Origin of the sequence: Paracidovorax avenae ATCC 19860, assembly GCF_000176855.2 — a bacterium.
In the GTDB taxonomy this organism is placed as follows: Bacteria; Pseudomonadota; Gammaproteobacteria; order Burkholderiales; family Burkholderiaceae_C; genus Paracidovorax; species Paracidovorax avenae.
This window is the reverse complement of sequence record NC_015138.1, coordinates 588995-605159: the sequence shown is the minus strand read 5'-3', so window position 1 is coordinate 605159 and position 16165 is coordinate 588995. Positions and strand designations below refer to the sequence as shown.

Annotated in this window: 16 protein-coding genes; 5 read left to right on the top strand and 11 right to left on the bottom strand. The window is 71.2% G+C overall.

Translation table 11 applies throughout. The features are described 5' to 3' along the window. Window positions 1-61 precede the first annotated feature (61 nt). A complete protein-coding gene (gene queA / locus ACAV_RS02715; RefSeq protein WP_013593047.1) occupies window positions 62-1171 on the top strand; it encodes a tRNA preQ1(34) S-adenosylmethionine ribosyltransferase-isomerase QueA in 1110 nt (369 codons plus the stop codon). 11 nt (window positions 1172-1182) lie between these two features. Here queA and ACAV_RS02710 read toward each other — a convergent pair whose 3' ends face one another. The 9 genes from ACAV_RS02710 to ACAV_RS02675 form a co-directional block, all read right to left on the bottom strand. Beyond that, window positions 1183-2802: a gamma-glutamyltransferase family protein gene (locus tag ACAV_RS02710; protein WP_013593046.1), complete on the bottom strand. Its 1620-nt coding sequence runs from the start codon at window positions 2800-2802 to the stop codon at window positions 1183-1185. 95 nt (window positions 2803-2897) lie between these two features. Further along, the gene (locus ACAV_RS02705; protein WP_013593045.1) at window positions 2898-5108 is read right to left on the bottom strand and encodes a T3SS effector XopP-like protein; all 2211 of its coding nucleotides are present in this window, start codon (window positions 5106-5108) and stop codon (window positions 2898-2900) included. Between the two features lie 194 nt (window positions 5109-5302). Next, window positions 5303-6031 (bottom strand): uracil-DNA glycosylase, encoded by a 729-nt coding sequence (locus ACAV_RS02700; protein WP_013593044.1) that lies wholly within the window; start codon window positions 6029-6031, stop codon window positions 5303-5305. Window positions 6032-6042: 11 nt separating this feature from the next. After that, window positions 6043-6843, bottom strand: coding sequence for an indole-3-glycerol phosphate synthase TrpC (gene trpC / locus ACAV_RS02695; protein ID WP_013593043.1), 801 nt, complete (start codon window positions 6841-6843; stop codon window positions 6043-6045). After that, complete coding sequence (locus tag ACAV_RS24875) at window positions 6836-6991, bottom strand: hypothetical protein (RefSeq protein ID WP_013593042.1); 156 nt, start codon at window positions 6989-6991, stop codon at window positions 6836-6838. The genes trpC and ACAV_RS24875 overlap by 8 nt, the downstream gene beginning before the upstream one ends. 25 nt (window positions 6992-7016) lie before the next feature. Continuing rightward, complete coding sequence (trpD, locus tag ACAV_RS02690) at window positions 7017-8054, bottom strand: anthranilate phosphoribosyltransferase (RefSeq protein ID WP_013593041.1); 1038 nt, start codon at window positions 8052-8054, stop codon at window positions 7017-7019. Between the two features lie 32 nt (window positions 8055-8086). Next, window positions 8087-8770, bottom strand: coding sequence for a LysE family translocator (locus ACAV_RS02685; protein WP_013593040.1), 684 nt, complete (start codon window positions 8768-8770; stop codon window positions 8087-8089). An 18-nt stretch (window positions 8771-8788) separates the two neighbouring features. After that, entirely contained in the window at window positions 8789-9289 is a 501-nt protein-coding gene (locus ACAV_RS02680) for a DinB family protein (RefSeq protein WP_013593039.1), read from the bottom strand. Window positions 9290-9294: 5 nt separating this feature from the next. After that, window positions 9295-9864, bottom strand: a complete 570-nt coding sequence (locus ACAV_RS02675; RefSeq protein WP_013593038.1) for an aminodeoxychorismate/anthranilate synthase component II — start codon at window positions 9862-9864, stop codon at window positions 9295-9297. Window positions 9865-10291: 427 nt separating this feature from the next. Between ACAV_RS02675 and ACAV_RS02670 the strand changes: the two genes are divergently transcribed. From ACAV_RS02670 to ACAV_RS02655, 4 genes are all read left to right on the top strand, one after another. Continuing rightward, complete coding sequence (locus ACAV_RS02670) at window positions 10292-11995, top strand: hypothetical protein (RefSeq protein WP_013593037.1); 1704 nt, start codon at window positions 10292-10294, stop codon at window positions 11993-11995. An 81-nt stretch (window positions 11996-12076) separates the two neighbouring features. Next, the gene (locus ACAV_RS02665) at window positions 12077-12463 is read left to right on the top strand and encodes an HrpB1 family type III secretion system apparatus protein (RefSeq protein ID WP_013593036.1); all 387 of its coding nucleotides are present in this window, start codon (window positions 12077-12079) and stop codon (window positions 12461-12463) included. Between the two features lie 27 nt (window positions 12464-12490). Next, window positions 12491-12979 (top strand): GNAT family protein, encoded by a 489-nt coding sequence (locus ACAV_RS02660; protein WP_013593035.1) that lies wholly within the window; start codon window positions 12491-12493, stop codon window positions 12977-12979. After that, window positions 12961-13773: a hypothetical protein gene (locus ACAV_RS02655; RefSeq protein ID WP_013593034.1), complete on the top strand. Its 813-nt coding sequence runs from the start codon at window positions 12961-12963 to the stop codon at window positions 13771-13773. Before ACAV_RS02660 ends, ACAV_RS02655 begins: the two co-directional genes overlap by 19 nt. Window positions 13774-13848: 75 nt before the next feature. On the opposite strand, the gene ACAV_RS02650 is transcribed toward ACAV_RS02655, so the two are convergent. Together ACAV_RS02650 and ACAV_RS02645 are read right to left on the bottom strand one after the other, a co-directional pair. Further along, window positions 13849-14619, bottom strand: coding sequence for a lytic transglycosylase domain-containing protein (locus tag ACAV_RS02650; protein WP_013593033.1), 771 nt, complete (start codon window positions 14617-14619; stop codon window positions 13849-13851). After that, window positions 14619-16118, bottom strand: coding sequence for a class I SAM-dependent methyltransferase (locus ACAV_RS02645; RefSeq protein ID WP_013593032.1), 1500 nt, complete (start codon window positions 16116-16118; stop codon window positions 14619-14621). Before ACAV_RS02645 ends, ACAV_RS02650 begins: the two co-directional genes overlap by 1 nt. Between the last annotated feature and the right edge of the window lie 47 nt (window positions 16119-16165).

Sequence of the window (16165 nt, the reverse complement as noted above, 5' to 3'; positions counted from 1 at the left end):
GAAGGCTTCGCCTTCCTGATCCATCTCCTTGGAACGGGCCCGTCCGGCCCTCAAGCCCCCCATGTCCGCCAGCCAGCCACCCCGCGCCTTCACCCTCAGCGATTTCGACTTCTCGCTGCCCCCCGAACTCATCGCCCAGCACCCCGCGCCCGAGCGCAGCGCCTCACGCCTGCTCGATGGCCGTGCGGACGTGCCCGTGGACCGCATCTTTCGCGAGCTGCCGGACCTGCTGCAGCCGGGCGACCTGCTGGTGTTCAACGACACGCGCGTGGTCAAGGCCCGCGTGTTCGGCGAAAAGGCCAGCGGCGGCAAGGTGGAGCTGCTGATCGAGCGCGTGCTCGTGGGCCCGAATGGTGAGGCCGGCAACGAGGTGGTCGCCCACATGAAGGTGAGCAAGAAGCCCGCCGTGGGTGCCATGCTCCACATGGCCGGGGGCCCCGCGGGCGGTGGCTTCGGCGCGACGCTGCTGGGCCGCTGGCCCGACGAGGACGGCCCGCTGTTCCGCTTCGCGCTATCGAGCCCCGATGGCGAGGGCCCGCATGCGCTGATGGAGCGCCACGGCCACATGCCGCTGCCGCCCTACATCGAGCGCCACCAGGACGGCGGCGGCGATCCCGATGCGGCCGAGGACGCCGAGCGCTACCAGACGGTGTTCGCGCGCGCGCCGGGCGCGGTGGCCGCGCCCACGGCGGCACTGCATTTCGACGAAGGGGTGCTCGCGTCGCTCGCGGCCCGCGGCGTGGAGCGCGCGAGCGTCACGCTGCACGTGGGTGCCGGCACTTTCCAGCCCGTGAAGACGGAGAGCCTGGCGGACCACCGCATGCACAGCGAGTGGTACGAGGTGCCGCTGGCCACGCTGGCCGCGCTGGAGCGCTGCCGCCAGCGCGGCGGCCGCGTGGTGGCCGTGGGCACGACGACGGTGCGCACGCTCGAATCCTGGGCGCGCAGCGGGCAGGCCACGGGCGATACCGACATCTTCATCACGCCGGGCTTTGCCTTCCAGGTGGTGGACCTGCTGGTCACCAACTTCCACCTGCCCAAGAGCACGCTCATGATGCTCATCAGCGCCTTCACGGGCTACGACCACGCCATGGACCTCTACCGCCACGCGATCGCGCAGCGCTACCGGTTCTTCAGCTACGGCGACGCGATGCTGCTGGCGCGGCGCTGACGCAGCAACGCTCAGTACGCGACGGCGTGCCCGTCCTTGCGCGGGTCCGAGCCCGCGGTGTAGGCGCCGCTGTCCAGCCGCAGCACGAGCTGGGCGCCTCCGAACGCGAAGACGCCATCGCCCGCCTCCACCGCCACTTCATGGCCGCGCGCGCGCAGCGCCTCGACCACCGCGGGGTCGAATGCCGGCTCCACGGCCACGCCACGGCCGCCCGTCACGCGCCAGCGCGGCGCATCGGCGGCGGCCTGCGGGTTCTGGCCGTAGCGCAGCACGCGCAGCGCCATCTGCACGTGGCCCTGCGACTGCATCGGCCCGCCCATGACGCCGAAGGCCATGCGCGGCGCGCCGTCGGCATCCATGGCGAAGGCCGGGATGATGGTGTGCGAGGGGCGCTTGCGCGGCGCCACCTCGTTCGCGTGGTCCGCCTCGGCGGTGAAGCAGTGGCCGCGGTTCTGCAGGCTGATGCCCGTGCCCGGCACCACCACGCCCGAGCCGAAGCCCATGTAGTTGGACTGGATGAAAGAGACCATCATGCCGCTTTCGTCGGCCGCGGCGAGGTACACGGTGCCGCCCGGGCGTGGCGTGCCGTGGCCGGGGTCGCCCGCGCGGGCCGGGTCGATGAGCGCGGCGCGTTCGCGCACGTAGGCGTCGGACAGCAGGTCGCGCGCGGCCACGCGCATGGCGTCCGCATCGGCGTTGTGGCGGTACAGGTCGGCCAGCGCGAGCTTCATCGCCTCGATGCTCGCGTGCACGGTGTCCACATGGTCCACCGGCTGCGCGCCGATGCCGGCCGCATCCAGCATGCCCAGCGCCATCAGCGCCGCAATGCCCTGGCCGTTGGGCGGGATCTCGTGGATCACCGAATCGCCGAAGCGCCGGCTCACGGTACCCACCCAGTCGGCCTGGTGGGCCGCGAGATCCTCCGCGGTCATCGCGCCGCCGTTCGCGCGGGCATGCGCGGCCATCTGCCGGGCCAGTTCGCCCCGGTAGAAGTCTTCGCCCTCGGTGGTGGCGATGCGCTCCAGCGTGCGGGCATGGGCCTCGCTGCGGAAGATCTCGCCGGCCCGCGGCGTGCGGCCGCCGGGCATGAAGCATTCGGCGAACCCCGGCTGCCCGCCGAGCTTGGCAGCCCCCAGCGCCCACTGCCGCGCGATGGTGGGCGAGACGGCGAAGCCGCCGCGTGCGTAGTCGATGGCCGGCTGCGCGAGCTGAGCGAAAGGCAGGCGGCCGAAGCGCCGGGAGAGCGCCACCCAGCCCGAGACGGCACCCGGCACCGTGACGGCGTTCCAGCCCGTCTCCGGGATGCCGCCGCGCTCGGCGAAGTAGCCGGGCGTCCAGGCGGCAGGGGCCCGCCCCGAGGCGTTCAGGCCGTGCAGTTCCTGGCCGTCCCACACGATGGCGAACGCGTCGCTGCCGATGCCGCAGCCCGTCGGCTCGACCACGGTGAGCACCATCGCCGCGGCCAGGGCCGCATCGACCGCATTGCCCCCTGCCTGCAGCATCCGCAGGCCGGCCTGGGCGGCCAGCGGCTGCGAGGTGGACACGACATTGCGGCCCATGACCGCGCTGCGGTGGGAGGCGTAGGGCAGGGACCAGTCGGTGGCCGGGCGGGCGCCGGGGGATGCGTTCATTGCGGTGTCTCCTTCATCGATTGCGGATGGAGACGGCATTCTTGCAGGTGCTGCGCGGCCACGAGGACCGGCGCCGGAAAACCCTGGCGGCTACCTCAGCCCCGCGCCATGCGCTGCTGCAACTGCTGCAGCGCCTTCGCGTCCAGCGGCCCGCGGTGCACGCTGTCCAGCGCGTCGTGGAGCACCTCCCAGGTGCGTCCCCGGCCCCGCTGCTCCGCATTCTTCACGTGAATGGCGTCCAGGTCGTCGAAGGCGATGCTGCGGCAGGCCTCGGCGGTGACCGGCTGCCGGGTGTGCATGTGCACGTAGAGCGGCGGCGCGGGCATGCCGTTGGAGAGCACTCCCAGGTTCAGCTCCACCTCGAAGAGCGTGCTGTGGCGCCCGTCGGCATCGCCCTCCGCGCGCAGCCGCCGCGGCGGGCCGGCCCTGAGGTGGCGGCCCTGCGGGTCGGACGCCATCAGGTGTTCCACGTGCTTGAGCCGGGGGTGCGGGAAGGTCTTGACCTGGTCCAGCTCCAGCGCGTCGATCTGCGCGTGCAGCTGCCGGAGCGGCTGGATCCGCTGCTGGTCGATTTTCTGCAAGAGTTCTTTCGCCGAAGCCCCGCTGTCCCCTCCCTGCAAGGACTGCAATTGCTCCTGCACCCCTGCCCAGCGCCCCGCCTGGCCGAACCAGCCGTCGAGCGCCAGGCGCATCTGCTTGCCGCGTTCCAGCGGGTCGCTGGCCGCGCTGCGGTAGGCCTCCAGGACCGAGGTGTCCTTGCGCAGCGATGCCCCCATCGCGATCACGTCGTCCAGGTTGGCGATACGGACTTCGGGAGGGCGCCTGAACGCGCCCAGTCGCTCGCGCGCCAATTGCAGCACCGCGGCCTGCCCAGGCTCCTGCGCACTGGAGGAGGCAGAGGGCAAGGAAGCAGAGGGCAAGGAAGCAGAGGGCCCGCTGCTGCCTTGCGGGGCCTTCTGCTTGCGGGATGGGATGGGGGCCTGGGCCTGCGCAGTCTGCGGCGGGGACGCCACGGGAGCAGGCTTGCCGGCCGTTGCACCCGGGATGGTGGCGTGCGGCCCTCCGCGGGACGGATTGCGCGCCGCCGCCTCCAAACCCACGGCCACGCCGAGGTAGGTCGTGCCGTGCACGTGCCGGGCGACGGAGCGTGGCAATCTGTAGGCCCCGAGGGCATCCTCCATTTCGGCGACGATGCGCGCGACGGAGTGCAGTACGTGCGGTGCCAGGCGCACCGTGGCAGAGGACGGATCGTCGTCCTCGGCCGCGAACTGCGCGCTCGCCACCTCCACGAAGCCCCGTGCAGCGCCCAGCAGCGCGTCCAGCTGGCCCTGCAACTGCACCACCTTCTGCGGCAATGCAGGTGAACGTGCGTCCAGCAACACGTCGAGCACGTCCAGCAGCTCATCCTGCTCCGCGGTGCGGGCCTCCAGCGCATCCAGCGCCGTGCCTGCGGGTGTGCCCGCCAGGGCCGGCTCCATGCGCAGGCGCTGGATGCACAGCCGGATGCCGTCGAGGTGCCGCTCGATCCGCTTCACCCGCATTTCGGTGAGGCTGACCACGGCATCCTTGAGGCATTGGGCCATGCTCTCGCTGGCCTTGAGATCCGGCCTGGCACCCAGGAGCCGGATCGACGATAACGCGGCGTGCATGCAGGGCTCGAGCTGTTCCAGGGTGCCGTCCAGGCCTTTCAGGTAGTCGACGAGTTCCTGATCGAAATCCGGAGCCATCTCCCTGTGAGCCATCTCGGCCGCGCGCATGCGCCACTTGAGCTTGCCCCCGGTATCTTTCGCATCGAAGGTATCGATCAGCACCCCGGAAAGATCACTGGCCAGGACGGCCTGCTTCTGCGGAAGATACTGCTGCGCCTTCTCGCCCTGCAGGCTGTGGAGCTGCTGGATGTTCAGATGGGGAATGGCCTCCAGCGCGCGCCGGATGGCCTTCAGCGCACCGGGCAGCATGCGCGCAATGGCAGCCTTCGTCACGTTCGGGTCGATCGAGAGTTTCTCGAACTTCTGGAGATACGTCATGGCCTCGTCGACCACCGCGCCCGCCGCCCTGTCGCTCAGGGCCGGCAGCGCGACACGGCCCCGCGCGGGGAGGGCCGCCCTCGGCGGCGATGGATGCGTGCCCGACGATGACGACGCCCCGGCGGCCTGCGCGCGCGGCGCGATGGCCGCCGAAGCGCAGCCCTGGGGTGGCGGCGCGTTGCCGCGCCGGGCGGCAGCCCCCGCACCGGGGGCCGCCTGTTGCGGGGATGCAGCACCGCGCTGGGCGCGATGGCTGCGGCTCACGTTTCCTGTTGCCATGGGGGATCCGCCTGACGGTGGGTAGTGCGGCGGTGGCGGGTCGCGCGCATCTGCGCAGCACCCGTCCACCGGCAAGGCCCCATGCTGCGCCTGCGCGGGCAGCAGCGCAGCCGGGGCGCGAAGCCCCGGCCGGCGGTGCGAAACAGCCGCCCCGGCCGGTGTGCATCACGCCCCGGCCGATGGCCGCCCGCCGGCTACTTCGCCGCCTGCTGCTCGCGGAACTCGCGGGCCCGGCCGAAGTGGCCGCAGCCGATGAAGGGCACGGGCGGCCGCAGCGCCGACAGCGGCGACGGATGGTTGGCCGTCAGCACCAGGTGCCGTTCGGCGTCGATGAGCGGTCGCTTGGACTGCGCATGCGATCCCCAGAGCATGAAGACCGCGGGCCGGTCGCCCTCGCCCACCTTGCGGATCACCGCGTCGGTGAGCTGCTCCCAGCCCTTGCCCGCGTGGCTCGCGGGCTGGGCCTCTTCGACGGTGAGGCAGGTGTTGAGCAGCAGCACGCCGTTCTTCGCCCACTTGACGAGGCTGCCGCCCGGCTCGGGCCAGGCGGGGAACGGCGTACCCAGGTCGCGCTGCAGTTCCTTGAAGATGTTGCGCAGCGAGGGCGGCAGTTGCACGCCCGGAGCGACCGAGAAGGCCAGCCCTTCGGCCTGTCCGCGCCCGTGGTAGGGATCCTGCCCCAGGATGACCACGCGCACCGACTCCGGCGGCGTGAGCTCCAGAGCGCGCAGCGGCCGCGGCGGAAAGATCACGGCGCCCGCTTCCAGCCGCTGGCGCAGGAAGCCCAGCAGCGCCTGCCCGCGCGCGCTCGCGAAGAAATCATCGACCAGCGGCTGCCAGCCGGGCGCCACCGGCCAGTCGGCGGGATCGGCGCTCTGCAGTTGCGAAGGCGGGGCGGAGGGATCGTGCGCGGGAGGGTTCATGGCCGAAGGAATCAGGAGAACAGCTTCGCCAGCGCGGCCCCTGGCTCCTGTGCCCGCATGAAGGCCTCGCCCACGAGGAAGGCATGCACGTCGGCATCGCGCAGGGTCTTGACGTCCTGCGGCGTGAGGATGCCCGATTCCGCCACCAGCAGCCGGTCGGACGGCACCGCCTTGCGCAGCGAGACGGTGGTGTCCAGCGACACCTCGAAGGTGCGCAGGTTGCGGTTGTTGATGCCCACCAGGGGCGTGCGCAGCTTGAGGGCCCGGTCCAGTTCGGCGCCGTCGTGCACTTCCACCAGCGCGGCCATGCCCAGGCTGTGCGCGATGGCTTCGAACTCCGCCATCTGCGCGTCTTCCAGGCAGGCGGCGATCAGCAGGATGGCGTCGGCACCCATCGCGCGCGATTCGTAGATCTGGTAGGCATCGACCATGAAGTCCTTGCGCAGCACCGGCAGCGCGCAGCTCGCGCGCGCCTGCTTGAGGTAGTCGGGCTGGCCCTGGAAGAACTGCCGGTCGGTCAGCACCGAGAGGCAGGCCGCACTGACCTTGCCGTTGCCCTCCGCATAGCTCTGGGCGATGTCGGCCGGGACGAAGTTCTCGCGGATCACGCCCTTGCTGGGGCTGGCCTTCTTGATCTCGGCGATCACGGCCGCCTGGCCAGCGGCGATCTTGGCGCGCAGGGCGCCCTCGAAATCGCGCGTGAGCACGCGGCTCTCGGCATCGGCGCGCATGGCGGCCAGCGGCGTTTTCTTCTGGGCCGCCGCGATCTCTTCGCGCTTGACGGCCACGATCTTGTTCAGGATGTCACTCATGTTCCGGTGCTTTCTTCGAAGAGGGCGCCTCTCCCTCGGGTGCGCCCTTCTTCAGGATGTGGATGAAGACGCGGTGCATCACGATGCCCGCAACGATGAATAGCAGGGATACGCCAAGGGCGATCCAGGTTCCGCTGTCGCGCCACATGCGGCGATTCCCACCGGCTGGCGCCTCAGGCGCCCACGGCCAGGGCCCGGGTGCGTGCCACCAGCTGCTCCAGCCGCGCGAGCGCCGCGCCGGAGTCGATCGCCGCGCGGGCCCGGGCGATGCCGTCTGCCACGGTCGCAGCCACGTTAGCCGCATACAGCGCCGCGCCCGCATTCAGGCTGACGATCTCGCGCGCCGGGCCCGGCTCGCCGCGCAGCACCGACAGCAGCATCTCGCGCGACTGCTCGGGCGTTTCCACCTTGAGGGCGCGGTTGCTGGACATCGCCAGGCCGAAGTCCTCCGGATGGATCTCGTATTCGGTGATCTCGCCGTTCTTCAGCTCGCCCACCATGGTGGCCGCGCCCAGGCTCACCTCGTCCATGCCGTCGCGGCCATAGACCACCAGCGCGTGCTCCGCGCCCAGGCGCTGCAGCGCGCGCACCTGGATGCCCACGAGGTCGGGGTGGAACACGCCCATGAGGATGTTCGGCGCGCCCGCGGGGTTGGTGAGCGGCCCGAGGATGTTGAAGAGCGTGCGCACGCCCAGCTCCTTGCGCACGGGCGCCACGTTCTTCATGGCCGGATGGTGGTTGGGCGCGAACATGAAGCCGATGCCCACCTCGGCGATGCAGCGCGCGATGGCCTCGGGCGGCAGGTCGATGTGCACGCCCAGCGACTCCATCACGTCGGCGCTGCCGCTCTTGCTCGACACGCCCCGTCCGCCGTGCTTGGCGGTCTTGGCGCCCGCGGCGGCGGCCACGAACATCGCGCAGGTGGAGATGTTGAAGGTGTTGGCGCCGTCGCCGCCCGTGCCCACGATGTCCACGAGGTGCGTGGTGTCGGCCACGGCCACCTTGCGGGAGAACTCGCGCATCACCTGCGCGGCGGCGGTGATCTCGCCGATGGTTTCCTTCTTGACGCGCAGGCCGGTGACGATGGACGCGGTCATCACGGGGGAGAGCTCGCCGCGCATGATCATGCGCATCAGGTGCAGCATCTCGTCGTGGAAGATCTCGCGGTGCTCGATCGTGCGCTGCAGCGCTTCCTGGGGGGTGATGGACATGGCGGGAAGCCTTTTTCTGGAGATCGGGAGATTCAGGGGCCGGGCCGTTCGGACAGCGCCAGCTTGATGCCGAAGCCGACAAACATGGCGCCGGCCGCGCGGTCGAGCCAGTGCATGCGGCGCTGCACCAGGGTGGCGCGGCGCGCCATCCAGGCGGCGGCCAGGGCCCAGCCCGCGTTCACGGGAATGGCGTTGAGGTTGAACAGCGTGCCCAACAGCACGAAGGCCAGCGCCTTGTGCTCCGCGCCCGGCGCGATGAACTGCGGGACAAACGCCAGGAAGAAGATCGCCACCTTGGGGTTGAGCACGTTGGTCCAGAAGCCGCCCAGAAAGACCTTGCGCAGCGGCGTGCCGGCTGCGGCATTCCCCGCGGCAATGCCCTCGCCCGCCGGGCCCGCGCTGCGGGCCACGGCCGCGAGGCCGCCGCCCGGCCGGGCGCGCAGCATGCGCAGGCCCATCCAGACCAGGTAGGCCGCGCCGGCCCACTTGAGCACGGAGAACGCGGTGGCCGACGTGGCCAGCAGCGCCCCCACGCCGAGCGCCGCGGCGGCCACGTGGACGAAGCAGCCCGCAGTGATGCCCAGGCCCGCCACGATGCCGGCGCGCGCACCCGATCGCAGGGCATGCGTGACGATGTAGAAAACATCGGGGCCTGGCGTGAGGTTCAGCAGCCAGCCCGCGGCGATGAACAGCAGCAGATGGTGGAGATCCGGCATGGCGGTGTTGCCCCCGGGTTACCAGCGCCGCTCGGGCTCGAAGCGATGCAGGAAGGTGGTGATCGCGTCGCGCGGCGGCTGCACGCCATGCACCGCCAGGATGCGGCCGGCCGCACCCCGGTGGTAGGTGCCGTGCAGCAGCAGGTGGTGCAGCATTTCCGCGCGGGTCATCGTGCCCGTGTCGCCGTCCGTGAAGCGGAACGGGATGCGCTCGGCGAGGCCGTCCGCATCCAGCGCCTGCACGTACTGCACCAGCCAGTCGTCGCATGCCCGCACTTCGGGCACCAGCGCCTCCAGCGCGGGCGTTTCGTCGGTCTGGGTGGCCGCGGGTGCGCCCTGCGCATCGCCGGCGAGGCGCGCGCGGAAGATCCGGTCCACCAGGTGGGTGTGGTTCAGCAGCCGCGAGAAGGTCCGGAAATCGTCCGCGGGCAGCTGGTCGCGCGAGGCGATGCCCAGTGCGAGCAACTCGCCATTGGACCAGCGCTTGAACTCGAAGAGGGAAACCAGGGAGGCATCCATGGCGGTCATGCCTTCGTGGCGAGGAAGTTCTTCAGCATGGCGTGGCCATGCTCGGTGAGGATGCTCTCGGGATGGAACTGCACGCCTTCGATGGGCAGTTCCCTGTGGCGCACGCCCATGATCTCGCCATCGTCTGTCCAGGCCGTGATCTCCAGCGCCTCGGGGCAGGACTCGCGCTCGATGGACAGCGAGTGGTAGCGGTTCACGGTGAACTGCTCGGGCAGGCCGGCGAACACGCCCTGGCCGGTGGTGGTGATGGTGCTGGTCTTGCCGTGCATCAGTTCGCGGGCCCGGATGATGCGCCCGCCAAAGGCCGCCCCGATGGACTGGTGGCCCAGGCACACGCCCAGGATGGGCAGCTTGCCCGCGAAGTGGCGGATGGCCTCCACGGAGACACCGGCCTCCGCGGGCGAGCACGGGCCGGGCGAGATGACGAGGTGGCGCGGATTGCGGGCCGCGATCTCCTCCACGGTGATCTCGTCGTTGCGGTGCACCTCCACCTCCTCGCCCAGTTCTCCGAAGTACTGGACGATGTTGTAGGTGAAGCTGTCGTAGTTGTCGATCATCAGCAGCATGGGGTGTTTCCTTCTGCGGACGGGGCGGGACCCGCGGGTCCGTCGGCCCCTTCCAGGGACGGTTCCGGCACCCGGGCGCGCGGCGGGCGCGGCGCTTTCCGGGCGGACTGGGGAGGGGGCGCCCGGCACGGGGCGCAAGGGGTGGTCAGCGCGCAGGCTTGCGCCAGCGGAAACCGGAAAAGGTCGCCTGCCAGGGGTGGGAAGGGAACGCATGCGGACACAGCATGCGCCGCATTATCACCCGGCGCGCGGCGGCCTGCCGCTTCGCATCTTCTTACATGCCATCGCACCCCCGGCCTGCCCCGCCGGGCCGCCCCCCCACAGTGGAACCTGCGTTGGTCCACCGATCCACGATTCCCCTTCCGATGGTGAAAGTGCCTGGTGCACCGGTGCTTTTTTCCACGTCAACCACTAGGAGCCACTAAAGATGAGTGCCATCAAGAAAGCCTTCCAGGCGATAGGGAAGGGAATCGAAAAAGCCGTCAGCAGCGTCGGCCAGATCGCCAAGGGAATCGTCACGCTGAACCTGAAGGCCGCGGCCCAGGGACTCAAGGGACTGGCCGACGCCACCCTGACCATGGCACGCGGCGCCATGAACCTCATGCCGGCAGCGATGGCGGCCAACACACTGCTCGACGGCGCGCTCGACAAGGTGCTGAACAAGGTGCAGAAAACCGCGCAGAAGCTGGCCGACTCCGTCGTGGACAGCGTGGAAGGAGGCCTCTCCAACATCAAGGACGGCGTGGTCAACACGGCCAAGGCCATCGCCAAGGGCAATTTCTCCAAGGCCTTCCAGGGACTGACGCAGCTGGCCATGGGGGTGGTGGACACGGCGTCCAACTTCGGCCCTGGCGGCGTGGCCAAGAACATGGCCCGCATGGCGGTGGACGCCGCCATCGGGCTGGCCGGGCAGGAGGTCACGAAGGTCGCCGCCAAGGTGCTGGATCCGCATGGAACCTCGCGCTTCGGGGCGCTCGCCACCGACATGGTGGGCGCTGCGGTGGGCGGAGGCCTGGGCAGCTCGCGCGCCGGCCGGTTCGCGGGCTGCGGCACGGGTGCCACGGGCGTGCTGCAGGGCGCCAGGCACGCCGTGCAGGACACGGCGCGCACGGCCGCCCTCGGTTTCGCGCAGGAGCAGGTATCCACGCTCACGATGAAGGTGCAGATGACCCTGGACCCCAACGGCGACTCGCGCGTGGGCGAAGCCGGGGCGAACGCCTTCGACAGCGCGGCCAACGCCGCCCTCTTCCAGGCCACCGCCGGGCGCCGCCGCGCCGACGGCACGCGTGCCACGGCCGGAGAGCACCTGCGCGGCGTGCAGGGCGCCGCCACGGACGCCGCGCTCAACAGCCTGAACTTCTCGGCGCAGACCGCCGTCCAGGGTGCGATCTACGAGCAACTGTCGCCGCTGGGCGCTGGCACGGGCACGGGCCTGGGCCTGGGCTCCAGCCTGGGCGCCATCGGCACGGAAGCCGCCGCGGGCGTGGCCGGCGCCGCGGTGAACCATGCCTTCACGGGCCGCCAGCGCGGCCTGGACGGCGCCCTGCCGCCGATGGCACCGGCTACCGCCCTGGCGGCCACCAAGGGGGCCATCCTGCTGGCCGTGGACCAGTTCGTGCAGCAGGTGGTCGCACGCACCATCCTGGAAGCCATCCAGAGCGCGCTCGGCCAGCTGGACGCATCGTCGCTCAAGGGCTTCGCCTCGCTGTCGGAGGCGTCGGACACCACCGATGCTCCCGCCGGACAGGGCCCGGTCCAGATGGCGCGCCGTGCAGCCGCGCAGATCCGCCAGCAGATGGGCCTGTCCATCGAGATGGCCATCGACCAGGCCACCCGCCAGGCCACCGACGCCATCGGACAGCGCCTGCTGCAGGGCCTGGCGGGCGGCGGCAACAACGCCCGCGCCCTGGGCGGCGACCTGGCGGCCATCACCCGCAACGCGGCGATGCAGCCCATCGAGCAGGCCTCGCGCAGCGTTTTCGATGCGGTGCAGGGCGCCATCGGTGTGGCCGCGCGCCAGACCGTGGAGCAGGGCCTGGCCGACAAGCTCCCGCTGGGAGGCAGTTCCACCGCAGCCACGCTGCAGGTGCAGATCGAAGCCCAGATCAGCCACTACCAGATCCGGGCCTGACGCGGCCCGCCGCCGGGCGCGGCGGCCCGTCCGCCCCGCCCGGCATCCCATCCCACTTCCTTTGCAAAGGCACGCCAAGCCATGGACGAAACCCAACTTCCCGATGACCCAGTCGCCGCCCTGGCCGTGCGCCTGGTGGAGGCGCTGCGCGACGACCGCCTCGACGAAGCCGAGACGCTGCTCGACGAGATGAACGCCATGAGCCCCGAAACCGAGGAGCACCTGATCTTCCCGGTGCTGATCGCCATCCAGCGCGGCTATATCACCGAGGCCCTGCAGTACCTGAACACCCTGGGCGAGGACACCGCGCCGGAGCTCAAGGCCCTGTGCCTGAACATCCTGGGCGACCCCACGTGGCACTACCACGCGCAGCAGTGCCTGGAAAGCGACGACCCGCACGTGCGCAAGGCAATGCGCCAGCTGCTGGAGATGGAACCCGAGGACGAGCCGGCCGCCCTGGCGGCCTGACCGGCGGTCCGCACCAGGGAGCAACACATGCTGAAACTGACAGACCGCGCCGATCTCGGCGTGTTCTACGACGCCGACGCCGCGCGCTATGGCGGCCAGGGCTACACGGACACCGTGACGCGCGAGCGCTTCGCGGCGTTCTACGCGGATTGCCCGTCGATCGGCTTCGAGGCCGACGGCCAGCCCATCGGCGGCATCCTGTTCGATGGCGAGGAGGCGCACATCGCCGTGCTGCCCTCCCACCACGGGCGCTGGGCGCTGCTGCTCAAGCCGGCCCTGGCCTGGCTCTTCGCGCTGCAGCCGGGCATCACGGTGGCGGTGGAGCGGAACAACACCCGCTGCCTGCGCTTCCTCGACCGGCACGGCTGGCAGCGTGCCGGCGAACGCGACGGCGACCTGCTCTACCGGCTCGAGCCCCAGGGCGGTACGCGCAAGACCGCCTACCCCTTCCGCCGCCGTGCGCGCGGCACCGTTTCTCCATCCACCGAGGTGGCACCATGCATGCACCCACACTGACCTCGTCTCCCCAGCCGTCCGCCATTCCGGCGGCCTGGCGCTCCGGCGCCAACCGGCTCGTGTCCTGCGGGGGCCGGCCCGGCGTGCAATTGCGCCTGGTCTCGCTCGTGGAGCCGCCCTTGCTGCTGGACGAAGGCTTTCCCCAGGCCTCGGGCCTGTGGGTGTCCTCGCAATTGCGCTTCTCCTGCGGCATGAATTCGCTGGCGCTGCTGCACATGGCCATGCACGGCCTGCTGATCCGGCTGGAATCGATGGCCGGGGCCAGCCACGGCATGGCGGCCAACCACACGCTGCGCATGCTGGTCGAAGGGCGGCTGACCCACGTGTTCGCCAGCACCGCCGACTTCCAGCGCCTGACCGGCCATGCGGATGACGGCACGGCGCCCCTGCCCCGCCTCGTGGACATCGACGTGGAGCATGACTGGCTGGTGGTGGATGCGCAGCGGGGTTTCCACAACGCCCGGCCGGCACCCGCGCTGATCGCGGGGCTGGTCCGCCTGGCGGAGATTCCCCGGGCGGCACGGCGCCTGGACATGCTGCCGGACACCGGGCCGGCCGGCGCGGACGGAGACCGCCTGGGACTGCTGCTGGAGGCTGCCCGCGCGCTCGCGCAGCAGGATCTGGGCGACCGGGGCGCGACGCTGTCGCAGGATGCCGGCACCCTGGCATCGCGGCTCGGGGTCCGGACACTGGTGCAATGGCTGCTGTCCGACCTGCCCCTGCCGGATGCGCTGGCGCCGGTGGCCGGGCCTGCGGAAAAGCAGATCGCCGGCTTCCAGGGCTTCCTGCAGTAGGCGCGGCGAACACGACCCTTGCGGCAGCGACGCCGCATGAAGGCGGACCGGTCGGTCCGCCTTTTGTTGTTCTACCTAGCGTTTCGCCAGCGGATACAGATCCAGGACCTTGCGCACGTAGTCCTGGGTCTCGCGGTAGGGCGGCACGCGGTATCCGTGGCGGATGACCGCGCCCTCTCCCGCGTTGTAGGCGGCCAGCACGAGGTCGGTGCGGCCGCCGAAGCGGTCGGCCAGGAACCGGAGGTAGCGCACGCCCACATCGACATTCACCGCGGGGCTGAGGATGTCGTCCTCGGAGGCGGCCCCGAACCGTGCGGCCGTGGCAGGCATGAGCTGCATCAGGCCCATCGCACCCTTGGGCGACCGCGCGCGGGGTGAATAGCCGGACTCGACCTGGATGACCGCGCGCACCAGGTGGGGATCGATGGCGTGGCGCTGCGCCGCGGACTCGATGATCGGCGACAGCGCTTCGGCCCGGGGGCTGATGCCGGGCCCGCGCCGCGCTCCGCCTTCCGGCCAGCGCATGCCCGGCAGCGCGGCGCCGGCCGTGGGTGCATAGATGTCGCGGGGCGCCGGCGCATGGATCACGCGCGCGGCAGCGATCGCCGAGGTATCGGGCCAGCCGGGCAGCGCGACGTCGCGCGCAGGAGTCCAGGCGGCTGCGTTGCACGAACTGCCGATGGAGGGAAAGCGCTGCGCGATGTCCGCACCCACCACGAGCAGGGCCGCGCCGCCGGGCAGCCGGCAATCGTAGGCGCCCGCCGCCATGGCCGCGCCGGCCGACAGGGCGAACAGGCCGGCCAGCATGCGGCGGGCGGCCCGTATCCGGGAAGCAGGCCGCGCCATCACACCACCTCCAGCCGGCGCAGCAGAGGGGCGCGCTGCGCGAGGTACTGCCGGGCGCTTTCCGCGAGTTCGGCGGCGTCCAGCACGCCGTCGCCGCCCAGCGATTCGGCCACGGCGCGCGCGATGGCATCCGGGTCGCCGGCATGGCTCTGCGCGGCGCGGATCTGCCGCAACGCGGCGGGCGTCCATTCGGTCGCGAGCCCGGAGGCGCCGCACACGAGGTGGCGCGTGCCGTCCGCGCCGCCGCGCTGCAGGACGGCGGTGTTGAAACCCTGCACCGACGCACGTGCCGTGGCCCGCAGGGCGGCAGGCAGCGCCGGCATCACCACGCCGCTGCTGGACAGCAGCAGCAGCGCCTCGTGGATGGACTGCGCGGGCAGGCGGGCCTGCTGCGGCCTGGCCGCCAGGTCCCGCAGGCGCACCGGCCCTTCGCCCAGCGCATCGAGCAGATCGGCGCAGGCCGCCTCGCCGAGCCACTGGCCGACCAGCCGCAGGGCCGCGCACTGCGGCAAGGCGTCGCGCGGCGCGGCCAGCAGCCACTCGCGCTCCAGCATGCGCGCGACCTGCTCGGCGGGCGCCAGCGCCTGCCCCCCGCGCACGAACAGGTCCCGGCGGAAGGCGCGGTTGAGGCCGTAGTCGCGCAGTGTTTCGCGCAGCACGGGGTCGAGGGTCGATTCCAGCAGCGCGGCCAGTTCCTCCGGCACGCAGGCGGCATCCACCTGTTCGGCCAGCAGGGCCGGCGCGGCGAACGACAATCCGGCCGACTCGAATTCCGCAGCCACCTGGTGGAAGTACAGCGGGTGCGAGTCCGGCCCCACGTACTCGTGCAGCGCGTAGTTCGGCCCTTCCACCTGCGCGTGCCGCAGGCGCTCGGCCACTGCCGGATGGGCCTGCACGTAGCCGCCCTCGCAGGCCGCGAGCCGGCCGATGAAGTCCAGCGCCCCCTGCAGCTGCCCGGCAGCGTCCGACCCCGGATCGGCCACGCGCGAGGCATGCAGGTGGAACAGCTCGCGCAGCGGCAGCAGCGGGGCCCAGCCGGGCAGGGTGTTGTAGCTCACATAGACCACGCCGCCGGGCTTGAGGCGGCGCTCGATGAAGCGCACGATCGCCTGCCGCAGCGCCGGGGACACCCAGGAGTACACGCCGTGCATCACGATGCAGTCCATCATCGGCAGGTCGCGGTCGGGCAGCTCCTCGAACCCGTCCTCGAACACCTCGACATTCGACAGCCCCGCGTCGCGGGCCAGTTCCCGCGCATAGGTCACGTGGGCGGGATTGAAGTCGTTGCCGAAAAAGCGCATGTGCGGAAAGCTGGCCGCATGGGCGAGCAGCGAAACCCCGAAACCCATGCCCAGCTCGAAATAGCACAGCGGATCCTGCAGGTCGGGAGCGCGCTGCCCGCGCGATTCCAGCGCGGCGGCGATCACGCCGGGGGACAGGATCTCGTAATAGCCGTGGGTATAGACCAGTTCGTTCGCCGCGGTGCGGGGGAGTGACATCGTCGTTCCTTTCTGAGGGAGAGTGCCCGGGGCCGTGCGGCGGTCCG

What these genes read in the sequence shown, in the direction of transcription:
- queA (WP_013593047.1), top strand. Translation starts at nt 62, where the DNA reads ATGTCCGCCAGCCAGCCACCCCGCGCCTTCACCCTCAGCGATTTCGAC.
- ACAV_RS02710 (WP_013593046.1), bottom strand. Translation starts at nt 2,802, where the DNA reads ATGAACGCATCCCCCGGCGCCCGCCCGGCCACCGACTGGTCCCTGCCC.
- ACAV_RS02705 (WP_013593045.1), bottom strand. Translation starts at nt 5,108, where the DNA reads ATGGCAACAGGAAACGTGAGCCGCAGCCATCGCGCCCAGCGCGGTGCT.
- ACAV_RS02700 (WP_013593044.1), bottom strand. Translation starts at nt 6,031, where the DNA reads ATGAACCCTCCCGCGCACGATCCCTCCGCCCCGCCTTCGCAACTGCAG.
- trpC (WP_013593043.1), bottom strand. Translation starts at nt 6,843, where the DNA reads ATGAGTGACATCCTGAACAAGATCGTGGCCGTCAAGCGCGAAGAGATC.
- ACAV_RS24875 (WP_013593042.1), bottom strand. Translation starts at nt 6,991, where the DNA reads ATGTGGCGCGACAGCGGAACCTGGATCGCCCTTGGCGTATCCCTGCTA.
- trpD (WP_013593041.1), bottom strand. Translation starts at nt 8,054, where the DNA reads ATGTCCATCACCCCCCAGGAAGCGCTGCAGCGCACGATCGAGCACCGC.
- ACAV_RS02685 (WP_013593040.1), bottom strand. Translation starts at nt 8,770, where the DNA reads ATGCCGGATCTCCACCATCTGCTGCTGTTCATCGCCGCGGGCTGGCTG.
- ACAV_RS02680 (WP_013593039.1), bottom strand. Translation starts at nt 9,289, where the DNA reads ATGGATGCCTCCCTGGTTTCCCTCTTCGAGTTCAAGCGCTGGTCCAAT.
- ACAV_RS02675 (WP_013593038.1), bottom strand. Translation starts at nt 9,864, where the DNA reads ATGCTGCTGATGATCGACAACTACGACAGCTTCACCTACAACATCGTC.
- ACAV_RS02670 (WP_013593037.1), top strand. Translation starts at nt 10,292, where the DNA reads ATGAGTGCCATCAAGAAAGCCTTCCAGGCGATAGGGAAGGGAATCGAA.
- ACAV_RS02665 (WP_013593036.1), top strand. Translation starts at nt 12,077, where the DNA reads ATGGACGAAACCCAACTTCCCGATGACCCAGTCGCCGCCCTGGCCGTG.
- ACAV_RS02660 (WP_013593035.1), top strand. Translation starts at nt 12,491, where the DNA reads ATGCTGAAACTGACAGACCGCGCCGATCTCGGCGTGTTCTACGACGCC.
- ACAV_RS02655 (WP_013593034.1), top strand. Translation starts at nt 12,961, where the DNA reads ATGCATGCACCCACACTGACCTCGTCTCCCCAGCCGTCCGCCATTCCG.
- ACAV_RS02650 (WP_013593033.1), bottom strand. Translation starts at nt 14,619, where the DNA reads ATGGCGCGGCCTGCTTCCCGGATACGGGCCGCCCGCCGCATGCTGGCC.
- ACAV_RS02645 (WP_013593032.1), bottom strand. Translation starts at nt 16,118, where the DNA reads ATGTCACTCCCCCGCACCGCGGCGAACGAACTGGTCTATACCCACGGC.